The sequence below is a fragment of the Rhodococcus sp. C26F genome (assembly GCF_053345925.1).
The window spans coordinates 56,680-69,273 of sequence record NZ_JBKFBA010000006.1 but is presented as its reverse complement, the minus strand read 5'-3'; the positions used below and the strand labels follow the sequence as shown (position 1 = coordinate 69,273).

Genomic DNA, 12,594 nt, shown 5'->3' with positions numbered 1-12,594 from the left:
CCGCGCAGGCCGGCTGCGAGGTCACCGTCGTCGCCGACACCGCCCCGATGCGCCCGCAGTTCGGGCCGTATCTGTCCGAGCTGTTCACCACCGCCGCCACCGCCGCGGGGGTGAAGCTCGTCTACGGCGCCGCCACCGGCTTCGCGGCCGGGACGATCACCCTCGACGACGGCAGCCGTGTCACCGCCGAGCTGGTCGTCGCCGCGATCGGTGACATCCCGAACGTCGAGTGGCTGCGCGAGTCCGGGTTGCTCACCGACGGCAGGTTGGTCGCCGACTCGCGTGGGCGGGTCGCGCCGGGCATCGTCGCCGCCGGCGACGTCGCGCATGTGCCGGTCCGCGGGGCGGTGCGGCGGATCCCGTTGTGGAACAGCGCGATCGAGCAGGCCCGCATCGCCGCAGCGGCCGTGCTGCTCGGCGACGCCGCACCCGGGTTCGATGCCGATCCGTATTTCTGGACCGAGCAGTTCGGACTGCATCTCAAGGCGATCGGGCACCTGCCCGTCGACCGGGGAGCCCACCGTCCTGGCCGGCGAGGATCCGCGCGGACCGACGCTGCTGCACTGGCGGCATCCGGACGGCGCGGGGGTGGCGGTGGCGATCAACCATCGCATCCCTATCCCGCGGCTGCGGCGCGCCGCGGCCACCGGGGAACTGCCGACCGCCGGGAAGGCGGCTCGGTAGGTTCGTGGGCGTGACCCGCCTTTCGGAGCATCCGGCCGATCCCGACCTCGCGCGGCTGGCCGCGGTGAACCTCAACCTGCTGGTGCCGCTGCTGGCGGTGCCTTCCACCTGCCCATCGGCCGCCCGGTGACCCACAAGATCTACCGGGACGCCGCGCACCCCTCGCGGCTGGTGCTGCCGTTCACCACGAGCGCGGCGACGAACTGACCTCGTCGTCCCAGTTCACCGGGCTCGGTCTCAGCCGAGCCCGGTGAGCGCCGCCGGCGCCCACCTCGGCCAGCGCACCGCACCCACCGGCACCCCGCCGGCGAAGCGCGCCACCACCACGGGGGTCCCGGACGCCGTGTCGTACACCGACGCCTGATCGGCGCGGCCGATCGCCTCGGCCACCAGCGGCCACAACCGCCGATAACGCGCCCGGATCTTGTCCTCGGGCACCGCATGCCCACCGGAGGCCACCCGGTGCTGCACACGCCGCACCGACATCGCCTCGGGCACCAGCATCACGTGCAGCACCACCGTGAACCCCGCCTCGTGCGCGCGGTCGATCAACTCCAGCTTCGACGGATGCGAGAACACCGTCTCCGCGATGAACGACCGGCCCTGCCGCAGGAACCGATCCCGCGCCGCCGCGGCGAGTTGCGCCGCCTCATAGGACATCTCCTCGGCACGGTCGGGCCAACGTTGCCGCGCGATCACATCCGCGTTGACGAACACGCTGCGCGGCAGCAGGGGAGCGAGCGACAACTCGACGAACGTCGACTTGCCGGACCCGTTGGGACCGACGATCAGATCCAGACGCCTCATGCGTCGTCGAGCACCCGGCGACTACCGTCGGGACGCTGCTCGACCAACCGGCCCTCGTCGTCGAGCACCACCGTGGTGACCCCACGCGCGGCGAGGATCTCGGCGTAGTCGGTGCGGGCCAGCCCGTCCGCCAGGCGCGCGTCGATCTCCGCGTCGAACAGGCGGCCCTCGGCGGCGGTGAGTTCGCTCACCTCCCGCGTCCCGGCCAGCGCCTCGTGCACCCGATGCAGAGAGGCGGTCTCGTGGGCGGTCATCGCGCGGCCGATGCGCGCCCAGTATTCGAGTTGCTGGCGTCCGGTGCGGTTCTGGCGGCCACCCTCGGCGATGGCGCTGTCGACGAGTTCGGCGTCGAAGCGTGTGACCTTGTCGGTGGACGACGTCATGACGGCCTCCTGATGTTGCAGTCTGCTACAAGCGTAGCTGTCTGCAACACGACGTGCACCCCCGAATAATTCCCTCAACACCGGTTCGTGACCTGGCGGTGCGCACCGCCACCCGGATCGACACCCGATCGAACCCGAGCCGTCGCCGAGGAACCGGCCACGCGACCTACCGTGAGCGAGTACTCCCATCGCCAGGAGGTGCGTGATGACCACGGAGATACAGGAACCCGACCAAGCACGACTCGAACAGACCCTCGGACAACTCGTCGTCGACATGGGCGCGGCCATGAACGGCGCCCTGGTCCTGATCGGTGTCGATCTGGGCCTGTGGCGAGCCCTCGACGAATCCGGCCCGACCACCAGCGAACAACTCGCGGCCCGCACCGGCCTCCGCGAACGCTATCTACGCGAATGGCTGTCAGCACAGGTAGCGAGCGGATATCTGACCTACGATCCGGACAACGACACCTTCACACTGTCCCCGGAACACGCCATGGCGCTCGCCCGCGAGGACAGCCCGGTCTACCTCGCCGGTGGCCTCCACCTGATCAGTTCGGTCTACAAGGACCGGCTGCGCATCACCGAACGCATCCGCAACGGAGAGGGTTTCGGCTGGCACGAACACGATCCCGAACTGTTCGTCGGCACCGAACAGTTCTTCCGCCCCGGCTACCGCGCCAACCTCGTCGACGTGTGGCTGCCCACCCTCGACGGAGTCGTCGACAAACTGCGTGCCGGCGCCACCGTCGCCGACATCGGCTGCGGCCACGGGGTCTCCACAACCCTGCTCGCGCAGGCGTTCCCGCAATCCACCATCCGCGGCTTCGACTACCACGACGGATCCATCTCGCGGGCGACGGAACTGGCCGCCGAACAGGGCGTCGAGAACGTCACCTTCGAGGTCGCCTCGGCGACCGACTTCCCCGGATCCGACTACGACCTGATCTGCTATTTCGACTGCCTGCACGACATGGGCGATCCCGTCGGCGCACTGCGGTACGCGCGCGGCGCGCTCGCCGACGACGGCACGGTGATGCTCGTCGAACCGTTCGCCCGCGACAGCCTGCCCGAGAACCTCAACCCGGTCGGCCGGATGTACTACGCCGCGTCCACGGTGCTGTGCACTCCGTCGTCCCTCGACCAGCCGGTCGCGCTCGGGCTCGGCGCCCAGGCAGGGGAGCGGCGGCTCGCCGATGTCGCCTCCCAAGCCGGCTTCGGTACCTTCCGGCGCGCTACCGAAACGCCCTTCAATCTCGTCCTCGAAGCACGCCCCTGAGTCACTCTTCGGGACACCGGATCGGGCCCATCGGCGACCCCGGTGGCGCCGATGGGCCACGATCGGAAGATGGACCGCGTCACCCGACTCTCGCTCGCCCTCGACCGTCAGGAGGGGCGGTGCCTGTGGTGCGGACGGGAGTTCGGACGGTTGATCACCCCGACCACCGATCATCTGGTGCCGCGGCTGAAGGGCGGGCCGAGCATCACCGCCAACGAGGTCGCCGCGTGCCGACGCTGCAACGCCGACCGCGGACACGTCGCGCCGGTCGAATGGCTCGACCGGTGCCGGCAGCGCGACGGCTGGACACCCGACGAGGAGCTGCTGACGCGACAACTCGAGGAGCTCGCCGACGAACTCGTCCGGGTCGGTGGTCATCGCCGTGCCCGGGACTATCTGTCCGCGCAGCTGCGGCGGTTGCGGTGACCCTCGTGACACCGGTGAACCGAGTTCCCGGAAACCGCAATCAATACGTCACAGTGACGTTTCAGGGTCGGTCGTCCGGGGTGCAGGAGGGGAGCCCACACCATCGACCCGACGGGACGCGACCCGCAGAAGAGTCAGGACGACCACCGCGACACCCCAGGGATAGAACGGAACGGTGGTGATCACGAAGACCACCCAGAAGCGCAGGAGCCGTGGTTGCGTCACGGTCGACCTTCCCGGATCGCGTCGTCACTGCCGCGCCGATGATATCGGCGCAGATTCACGTTCACCGCAAGACCGCGGGGCGCACATGAAACCGTCACTGTGACGTTTTACGGCGGCTGAGCGGACGAGCAGGGGACGAGGGCGGCGGGCCCGGAAGTCCGTCTCGGACGCCCGAAGCGGCGGACGGGCGCGAGGCGGNGGCCCGGGCCGGCCACGGGCCGTGGACCGGGTCGGCATGGGCCGGATACCGCGGATGCGCGGCAGATCGAGCGCCGGGAGCGAGTCGGTGCGGCATTGTTCGCACGCCGCGGGATGCACGGGATGCAAAGGAACAACACGCGATAGACGACATGTCGCACAACGCGATGCAGTGCACGCAACGACGCTGCAGAGACAAGAATCTGGACGCCCGTCGAAACCTCGGGATTATCAGCGCGGAACCCCAGGTCGAGGCAGATATCAAAATTGCCGATAATCTACATTATGTTAACTAGAGTGGAATCGGACCTCCTCCGGACAGGTGCGGCAGGGCGTCCGAGGCGTTCGGAGATCCCTGGTTCGCCCCGGATCGATGCGATGGGCCCCACCTGTCACCCGGCCTCTGACCCGAGTCCGGCTCGCCTCCGGACCGAACTCTGCCGCCGTACCGCGACCGGCCTGCCGGCGCCCGTACCGGATCGAGCCGCCGATCCGCTCGACGCGCGTTCGGCTGCTCATGCATCGGGTGCCATGCTGCAGCGACGCGCACACTGCAACGACTCACGGTTCGCCGATGCGGCGTTGCGACAGCACCGTGTCGTCGTCGCGTGCGTGTTGCGCGCAGCAGATCGCGCGAACGATGCGCACGTTGGTGGCGCGGGATCATCCCGTCCCCCGGGGTGCCGCGACCACCGCTCGCCCCTTCTCGCCTCTTCCACATTTGATGGATAATCACCGTTATCCATGAATCATGTTGGCTCCCAATGAATTTCACGCACAGAGAGGTGAACGGTTCCATTGTGCCCCGCGCATGTCCCCTGCACAGCCGATCCGGTCCCGATCTCCTCGAACCTCGAGGGCGAGCCCGATCTCCGCACCGCATCCCAGCAACACCAGCGCATGTCTTCCACCCCACTACGTGCCCTTGGGACGGCACGATTCCGGGGTTCTTCTCCCCTGCGGCCCGCTCGTCAGCCGTGATGACGCCGGTACGCGGCCACCGCCCCCGGATGCAGCGGGACATCGGCGGTGACGATCAGTGATTGCCGGTCGAGGAACTGACTGCCGGTCGCCTGAGCCGGCACGAGTTCGGAAGCGTGGTCGACGAGCAGATCGACCAGCGCAGCGGCCGCCTCGTCCGACACCGAGGCGCCGGCGAGCAGGAGGTTGCCCAAGCCGATGGTGGCGACGGCGTCCGGCTGCCCGTACGTGCCGGGCTGGATGAGCACCGGTTCGTAACGCGGACCGAATCGCGCCCGCAGCGGTTCGAGGAGCACGGACAGATCGATCAGCCGTAGCGACACACCCAGGTTCGCAAACGACGGGGTAGGAACACCACCCGCCCACAGCACCGCGTCGATCTCGCCGTCCACCAGCGCGCGACCGGCGTCGGCCATCGACAGGTGCACCCGGGTGACGGTTCCCGGCTCGGCGAGCCCGGCGACGTCGAGGATGCGTTCGCCGGTGAATTCGGCACCCGATCCGGGAGCGCCGAGGCTGATCCGTGCGCCCCGTAACTGGGCGATCTCCCGGATCGGAGAGTCTGCACGCACGGCCAACTGCATGTAGTTCTCGTAGACCCGCCCGATCGCCGTGAACTGCGCGCCCTCGTCGTGGGCCCGCACCGCGACGTCGGTGAGGGTCAGCGCCAGCTCCGCGTCCCCCGCCGTCAGCGCGGCGAGATTGGTGACCGACCCCGGGGTGCGTTCCGGCACGACCGCAATGGGAAGACCCGCTCGCTCGGCGGCGGCCGCGGTGAGTTCCGCGAACTCCCAGAAGAATCCGCCCTCCTCCCCTGCCGCCAGGATCAGTTCCTCACGCTCTCCGGTGCGCGTGCAGCCGGCGACGGCTCCGCCCACCGCCAGCAGCGCGACGGACCGCAGGAGATCGCGGCGGGTGATCATGATGCCTCCGCGCGGGAGTCGGCGGGCAGTGTCAGGATGACGGCGAGTCCGTGCGGATCGGCGGCGGCGAGGTCGAGGGTGCCGCCGCCGCTCTCGACGAGCGCGACCGCGATGGACAGCCCGAGGCCGGTGCCGGACCGGGCGGCTCCGGACCCGCGGAAGAACCGGGAGGTGAGGGCGCCGAGCTCGTCGGGTGCGACTCCGGCGCCGTCGTCCTCGACTCGGATCCGGATGGTCGCGCCGTGGTGGCGGGTGGTGATGCGGACCCCGGTGGCCGCGCGTGCGTACTTGCTTGCGTTGCTGAGCAGCACATCGAGCACCTGCGCGAGATGGTCGGCGGAGAAGCAGGCGTACAGGCGCTCCGCGGACGGTTCGTCCACGCTGACGGTCATGCCGGCCTCGGCGAGGGCCTCGAACCAGGCATCGACACGGTCGGCGACGACGGCGCCGACATCGCACCCGTCGTGTCCTTCGGTGCCCGCTGTGTCGGTGGGTGATTCGGCGGTGGCGAGGGCGAGCAGGCCGTCGAGGATGCCGCCGAGCCGGTCGACTTCGACGGCCGTGCGCCGATAGGTCTCCGCGCCGGCGGCAGCGACGTGCGGTTCGAGGGAGTCGAGCCGGATGTGCAGGGCGGCGAGCGGGTTCCGGAGTTGGTGCGCGGTGTCGGCGATGAGCTGTTTCTGGGCGCGGGTGGACGTGCAGACGGCCTCGGACATGGTGTCGAAGGCCTGCGTGAGTTCCCGGACCTCCGGTGGGCCGTGATACCGGACCGAGACGGTGGGGTCGCCGGTGCGGGAGCGTGGATGCAACGCCGGGACGCTGTCGGTGAGCGCCGCGACCCGCGCGGTGAGTACGGTGAGCGGGCGGACCGTCCACCGCGACAGGGCGATCGCGAGGATCGTGACGAGCACGAGGGACGCTGCCGCACCGGTGACGATGAGCAGCCACGAGGTGCGGATGTCGTGGCGGGCGGCGTCGGTGGACACGTCGACGACGACGGCTCCTTCGACCTGGGCGCCGGTACCCACCGGCACGGCGAGTAGTACCCGCTGCGGGGACCACGGGGTCAGCGGACCCCCGATGCCCTGTTTCTGGTTGCGCAGACCGGCGGTGATCGCCTCCGGCACACCGGGATCGGTCGGGGTCAGGCCCGCACTCGCGCGGGGGGCGCCGCGCGCGTCGACGATGAGCACGCCTTCGTCGTAGAGCCGGTGGTAGCGGGTCACCTCCTCGGCGAGCAGGGCGGTGCTGCCGGGGGCGCGCATCTGGACGGCGAGGGTGGCGAAGTGGTGGGCATCGGCTTCCCGGTTCGCTCCCAGGACGGCGGTGCGGCCTGCGCTGGTGGCGAGGGCGAGCGGTACGGCGAAGGCGACGACGGCGACGGTCGCGAAGACGAGCAGCACCGCCAGGACCCGCCGGCGCATGTCAGCCGCCCCACCGGTAGCCGTAGCCGCGGATGGTGGAGATGAGTCCGGGGCGGGCGAGTTTCGCGCGCAGCCCGGTCATGTGCACGTCGAGCGACCGGGAGATCGCCACATAGGCGTCGCCCCACACGGCGTCCATGAGTTGTTGGCGGCTGACCGCGGCGCCGGGTCGGGCGACGAGGACGGCGAGCAGGTCGAATTCCTTCGGGGTGAGAGTGACCGGTTCGCCGCCCACCTCGACTTCGCGGGCGTCGAGGTCGACGACCACATCGCCGGCCCGGACGATGCGGGAGGACTCGGACAGCGCGCGGCGCCGTTGGGTGACGACGTCCACGCGGGCGAGCAGTTCGGCCAGGCGGGCCGGTTTGACGAGATAGTCGTCGGCGCCGCCGCGCAGGCCGCGTACCACCGAGCGTTCGTCGCCGCGCGCGGTGAGGATCACGACGGGGACGTCGTTGACGGCCCGCAGTTGCCGGAGCACCTGCAGGCCGTCCGCGTCGGGGAGGCCGAGGTCGAGGATGACGACGTCGAGGTCGCGGTGGCCAAGTAGCAGGTCGGCGCCGCGCCGCATGCGGATCGGCCGGTGGCCGTGGGAGGTGAGGGCTTCGACGAGGGCGTCGCCGACTCCGTCGTCGTCCTCGACCACCGCGATCTGCACGTGGGTCCCTTTCGGTCAGTGTCGCGAGGTGGCCAGGTCGGCGTGCTCGTCGGGGGTGTCGGTGTGGGTGCTCGTGCGGTCCAGGGGTGAGCCGTCGGAGGTCTCCCGCATGAAGAAGTACACGACGAGCGAGACGGCGATGCAGCCGGTCACGTAGTAGAAGAATAGCGATTCGTGGCCGGCGCGCTTGAGGGCGAGCGCGACGGTTTCGACGGTGCCGCCGAAGATCGCGAGGGTCAGCGCGTAGGGCAGGCCGACGCCGAGCGCGCGGACCTTGGTGGGGAACAGTTCGGTCTTAACGATGGCGTTGACCGAGGTGTAGCCGGTGACGACGGTCAGGCCGAGCATCATCAACCCGAACGCGATCAGCGGGTTCGTGGTGCTGCCGAGCACGGTCATCAGCGGGACGGTGAGCACGGTGCCGCCGACCCCGAAGAAGATGAGCAGTTTGCGCCGGCCGATGCGGTCCGACAGGGCACCACCGATGGGCTGCAGGACGATGAACACCAGCAGGGCGGTGAAGTTGATCCAGGCGACGGTGTCCTTGGAGATGCCGGAGGTGTTGATCATGTATTTCTGCATGTAGGTGGTGTAGGTGTAGAACGCCACGCAGCCGCCGAGGGTCAGCGCGCACACCAGCAGGCATTCGCGGGGGTACTGCAGCAGCATCCGGATGCCGCCCTGCTCGGGCTTGCCGTCCGGAAGGTCGGCGGTGCTCTTGGTCGCGACTTCTTCGGTGAAGGCTTCGGATTCATCCATGGTGCGGCGCAGCCACATCACGGCGACGGCGGCGACGGCGCCGATGACGAACGGGATGCGCCAGCCCCAGGCCTGCATGGCCTCGGCGGAGAGGGTGAGTTGCAGGACGATCTGGACGCCGAGGGCGATGAGCTGTCCGGCGACGAGGGTGACGTACTGGAAGCTCGAGTAGAAGCCGCGGCGTCCGGGTGAGGCGACCTCGGCGAGATAGGTGGCGCTGGTGGCGTATTCGCCGCCGACGGACAGTCCCTGCATCATGCGGGCGAGGACGAGAAGAAGTGGGGCGGCGAGTCCGATGGTCGCGTAGGAGGGGGTGACGGCGATGATGAGGGAGCCGACGGCCATGACGGTGACGGACAGGGTCAGCGCGGAGCGCCGTCCGTGCCGGTCGGCGTAGCGGCCCATGATCCAGCCGCCGATCGGTCGCATGAGGAATCCGACGGCGAAGATGGCTGCGGTGGACAGCAGTTGGGCGGTGGGGTCGCCTTCGGGGAAGAATTCTTTCGCGAAGTACACGCTGAACGCGGCGTAGACGTACCAGTCGTACCACTCGATCAGGTTGCCGACCGAGCCTTTCAACACGTTGCCGATGACTCGGCGTTCGCCCGTCGAGGTGGTGCTCACCGGGGACTCCTTTCGCTGCCTGGATCTGTGCGCTCCCCACAGTGGTTCGGATCACAGCGGTTGCGGAAGGGTCTGTGGCGGTTCCTAACACTCCCTTAGGAATGTGGTCGGGACGGGTGACAGCGGCGTGGCGCGCGGGGTGCCGCTCCCCCGCTGTGCCGGTCGGAGGTTCTACGGTGGTCGGCGTGACGATCCCCGCATCGAGTTATCTGTTCCAGGCCCGGACGTTCGTGAGCGGTTCGCGTAAGTGGCGGTTCGAGGCGGCGTTGGCGACCGCCCGGGTCTGCGAGCGGTTCGAGCGGCCGTATCCGAAGTCGGTGCGGACGCTGGCACACGCCGCATACGACATGCTGCGGATGGATGCGCCGGAGGTCGCTGCCGAGTTCGGGCCGCCGTCGTTCTGACCCCGGGTGCTCACGCGACCCGGGTGCTCGGTGCCTCCGGTGGCCGGTACTGTGCAGCACAACCCGATCACGATGTCTGCGGGGCGAGGAGGGGGCCGATGAACCCTGCGGTATGGCTGACACCCGGCCAGTTGGCGGACCGTTCCGGGGTGGCGGTCTCGGCGCTGCACTACTACGAGTCGCGTGGTCTGATCACCAGTCGCCGCACCTCGGGCAATCAGCGGCGTTATCGTCGCGACACGCTGCGCAAGGTCGCGTTCATCAAGGTCGCGCAGGGCGTGGGGGTGTCGCTGGACGAGATCAAGGAGGCGTTCGATTCGTTGCCGGACAGTCGTGTGCCGACGACGGAGGACTGGGCGCGGCTGTCGCGGGCGTGGCACGACCGGTTGACCCGCCGCATCGAGGATCTCACCGCGTTGCGGGACAGTTTCACCGATTGCATCGGCTGCGGGTGCCTGAGTTTGGCGTCGTGTCCGCTCGCGAATCCCGGGGACGTGCTCGGCCAGCAGGGTCCGGGTCCGCGTCGGCTACCGGTGCACGACGACGATCCGCCGGTGGAGTCGGCGCCGCGCGCGGAGTCGTCCGGCTGAGCTCACGCGGTCAGGTGCGCGCCGCTTCGATCTGCTGCACGAACCGGGCGGTGGCGTCGGCGACGTCGCGGGGATGGGAACGCGGCGACCAGTGCCCGGCGTCGAGCGGGTGGATGCGCAGGTCGGTGACCCAGCGGGAGGTGTCCTCGTAGCCCACCGGGCGTACCGCGCGGTCGCGCAGGTTCTGGATCAGCTGGACCGGGACGTCCGTGCGCCGCTCGCGGGGTCGGGCGAGCCGCGCGCGGATGTTCGCCCGGTACAGGGACAGTCCGTGCACCATGTCGTCGGCGAGGGTCGGGGCGACCGGTGCGAGCGCGGCGGGGTCGGTGCGGTCGAAGAATCCGACGAAGGCCGGCCAGTGGCGGGCGAACCAGCCGCGCAGCACCGGATCGGGCAGGCCGGGGATCTGGAAGGCGAGGGTGTAGGCGGAGGCGAGAGCCTGTTCGGCGGGGCCGAGTGGGCGCATCCGACGCAGACGACGGCGCATCCACAGGCCGAGATGGTCGAGGTTGGGGCCGGAGATCGAGGTGTAGGAGGCGATGCGATCGCCGGCGTCGGGTTCGCACACCGCTTCCCAGCACAGCACCGCGCCCCAGTCGTGGCCGAGCAGGTGGACCGGTTCGTTCGGGGCGAGAGCGTCGATGACGGCATACAGATCGGCGGCGAGGTGAGCGAGCCGGTAGTGCGCTACCTCGCGGGGCACGGTGGAGGCGCCGGCGCCGCGGTTGTCGTAGCGCAGGATGCGGAAGTCGTCGACGAGCAGGGGTACGACGTGGTCCCACAGGGCGTGGGTGTCGGGCCAACCGTGGACGAGGACGAGGGTCGATCCGTGGGGGTTGCCTTCCTCGACGACGTGGAGTCGGACGGGCCCGTTGGTGACGGTGTGGGTGGTCATGATTGTCCTGGCGTCTCGGGGGCCGGTGGGTGGTTGCCGGTGGGTCGCGTGAACAGCGTGCGGCGCCGCAGGCTGCTGGCGATGGCGAAGAGGGATTCGGAGACGGAGGTGGGCCGGCCGTGGCGGCGCTGGACGAGATGTCCGAGGGCGGACAGCAGTCCGGCGCCGAGGGGGACGGCGAGGACGAACAGGATCCGATGTCGCAGGGGGCTGCCGCGCAGCATCGACATGGGAGGCCTCCTTCGATACCGGCCACTGTATTTGTGACCAACGGTAACACTATTTCTGGTGATGGGCGCCACTCCTGATGTTTCGTGACGATCCCGCGCGTGCATCCCTCCCGAAGGCGACAAGGGACGGGACAGTGCATGAGAGTTCTCGTGATCGGTGCCTCCGGCTACGTCGGCAGCCGGGTCGTCCCCGCCTTCCTCGCTGCCGGCTGCACCGTACGGGCCGCCGCCCGGAACCCGGCGGCCTTGCGACGCTTCTGGTGGCACGACCGGGTCGAGACCGCGCGAGTGGACGTCACCGATGCGCACACACTCCCACCGGCGCTCGACGATGTCGACGTCGTGGTCTATCTCGTGCACGGCATGCGCTCGGCGCACTTCCGGGACCTCGACCTGGCCGCGGCCCGCACCGTGCGGCGCGCGGTCGATGCCTCCCAAGTGACGCGTGTCGTCTACGTCTCCGGCTTTGTCCCCGAGTGTGCGCCGGACGAGCTGTCCGAGCATCTGCTCTCGCGCTGGGAGGTCGAGCAGGAACTGTCCCGATCCCGCCGCACGGTGATCACGCTGCGGGCCGGGATGGTGCTCGGCTCGGGGTCGACGAGCTTCGAGGTGCTCGGCCAGCTCGGTGGGCGCCTGCCTGTCACCGTGGTACCGGATTGGATGGAGTCGCGGGTCGAGCCGATCGCGGTCGTCGACCTGGTCGCCGCGGTGCTCGGGGCGGCCGTCGCGGACACTCCCACGGACTCGTTCGATGTGGGCTGCGGACAGTCGCTGCGTTATCCCGAGTTGCTCCGCCTCTACGGAACAGTCACCGGCATGCCGCGCGCCCAGGTCACCGTCGCCGGATTGCCGGGCGCGGTGATCGGCCGGTTCGGCTCGTGGTTGACGGAGGTGCCGTCGGGAACCGTGGCGGCGTTGATGGAGAGCCTGCGGCACGACATGACGGCCCGCGATCGTCGGTGGATCGGCCGCCTGGTCCCAGCCACCCATCGGCCATTGGGGATCGTGCAGGCGTTACAGCGCGCGGTGCTGCCCGCCGATGCGGGTGTGCCGTGCGCGGAACGGGATCCGATGGGTGCGCTGCCCGGAGACCCGGAGTGGGCGGTC

Annotated in this window: 15 protein-coding genes; 6 read left to right on the top strand and 9 right to left on the bottom strand. The window is 69.6% G+C overall.

The window, feature by feature from the left end:
• Positions 1–698, top strand: a 698-nt coding sequence (locus ACLBYD_RS10000) for an FAD-dependent oxidoreductase (RefSeq protein ID WP_447816304.1), incomplete at its 5' end; no start/stop codon positions are given.
• 223 nt (positions 699–921) lie between these two features.
• On the opposite strand, the gene ACLBYD_RS09995 is transcribed toward ACLBYD_RS10000, so the two are convergent.
• Positions 922–1,491 (bottom strand): AAA family ATPase, encoded by a 570-nt coding sequence (locus tag ACLBYD_RS09995; protein ID WP_447816303.1) that lies wholly within the window; start codon positions 1,489–1,491, stop codon positions 922–924.
• Positions 1,488–1,874, bottom strand: coding sequence for a TA system antitoxin ParD family protein (locus ACLBYD_RS09990; protein ID WP_447816302.1), 387 nt, complete (start codon positions 1,872–1,874; stop codon positions 1,488–1,490). The genes ACLBYD_RS09995 and ACLBYD_RS09990 overlap by 4 nt, the downstream gene beginning before the upstream one ends.
• Before the next feature lie 205 nt (positions 1,875–2,079).
• Between ACLBYD_RS09990 and ACLBYD_RS09985 the strand changes: the two genes are divergently transcribed.
• On the top strand, positions 2,080–3,150 hold the full coding sequence (locus ACLBYD_RS09985) for a class I SAM-dependent methyltransferase (protein WP_447816301.1): 1,071 nt from the start codon (positions 2,080–2,082) through the stop codon (positions 3,148–3,150).
• Between the two features lie 69 nt (positions 3,151–3,219).
• A complete protein-coding gene (locus ACLBYD_RS09980; protein ID WP_447816300.1) occupies positions 3,220–3,576 on the top strand; it encodes an HNH endonuclease in 357 nt (118 codons plus the stop codon).
• Positions 3,577–3,624: 48 nt separating this feature from the next.
• On the opposite strand, the gene ACLBYD_RS09975 is transcribed toward ACLBYD_RS09980, so the two are convergent.
• The 5 genes from ACLBYD_RS09975 to ACLBYD_RS09955 form a co-directional block, all read right to left on the bottom strand.
• Complete coding sequence (locus ACLBYD_RS09975) at positions 3,625–3,801, bottom strand: hypothetical protein (protein WP_447816299.1); 177 nt, start codon at positions 3,799–3,801, stop codon at positions 3,625–3,627.
• A 1,169-nt stretch (positions 3,802–4,970) separates the two neighbouring features.
• A complete protein-coding gene (locus ACLBYD_RS09970) occupies positions 4,971–5,903 on the bottom strand; it encodes a TAXI family TRAP transporter solute-binding subunit (protein WP_447816298.1) in 933 nt (310 codons plus the stop codon).
• Positions 5,900–7,327: a sensor histidine kinase gene (locus ACLBYD_RS09965; protein WP_447816297.1), complete on the bottom strand. Its 1,428-nt coding sequence runs from the start codon at positions 7,325–7,327 to the stop codon at positions 5,900–5,902. The genes ACLBYD_RS09970 and ACLBYD_RS09965 overlap by 4 nt, the downstream gene beginning before the upstream one ends.
• 1 nt (position 7,328) lies before the next feature.
• Positions 7,329–7,985 (bottom strand): response regulator transcription factor, encoded by a 657-nt coding sequence (locus ACLBYD_RS09960; protein ID WP_006552782.1) that lies wholly within the window; start codon positions 7,983–7,985, stop codon positions 7,329–7,331.
• A gap of 15 nt (positions 7,986–8,000) precedes the next feature.
• Positions 8,001–9,368, bottom strand: a complete 1,368-nt coding sequence (locus ACLBYD_RS09955) for an MFS transporter (RefSeq protein ID WP_447816296.1) — start codon at positions 9,366–9,368, stop codon at positions 8,001–8,003.
• Between the two features lie 185 nt (positions 9,369–9,553).
• Between ACLBYD_RS09955 and ACLBYD_RS09950 the strand changes: the two genes are divergently transcribed.
• Together ACLBYD_RS09950 and soxR are read left to right on the top strand one after the other, a co-directional pair.
• Positions 9,554–9,772, top strand: coding sequence for a hypothetical protein (locus tag ACLBYD_RS09950; protein ID WP_225623569.1), 219 nt, complete (start codon positions 9,554–9,556; stop codon positions 9,770–9,772).
• 98 nt (positions 9,773–9,870) lie between these two features.
• A complete protein-coding gene (gene soxR, locus ACLBYD_RS09945; RefSeq protein ID WP_447816295.1) occupies positions 9,871–10,362 on the top strand; it encodes a redox-sensitive transcriptional activator SoxR in 492 nt (163 codons plus the stop codon).
• Positions 10,363–10,372: 10 nt separating this feature from the next.
• Here the strand turns inward: soxR and ACLBYD_RS09940 are convergent, their stop codons facing one another.
• Together ACLBYD_RS09940 and ACLBYD_RS09935 are read right to left on the bottom strand one after the other, a co-directional pair.
• Positions 10,373–11,257: an alpha/beta fold hydrolase gene (locus tag ACLBYD_RS09940; RefSeq protein WP_447816294.1), complete on the bottom strand. Its 885-nt coding sequence runs from the start codon at positions 11,255–11,257 to the stop codon at positions 10,373–10,375.
• Complete coding sequence (locus ACLBYD_RS09935) at positions 11,254–11,487, bottom strand: hypothetical protein (RefSeq protein WP_447816292.1); 234 nt, start codon at positions 11,485–11,487, stop codon at positions 11,254–11,256. Before ACLBYD_RS09935 ends, ACLBYD_RS09940 begins: the two co-directional genes overlap by 4 nt.
• A gap of 138 nt (positions 11,488–11,625) precedes the next feature.
• Between ACLBYD_RS09935 and ACLBYD_RS09930 the strand changes: the two genes are divergently transcribed.
• Positions 11,626–12,594: NAD(P)H-binding protein (locus tag ACLBYD_RS09930; protein ID WP_447816291.1), on the top strand; the 969-nt coding region annotated here is incomplete at its 3' end.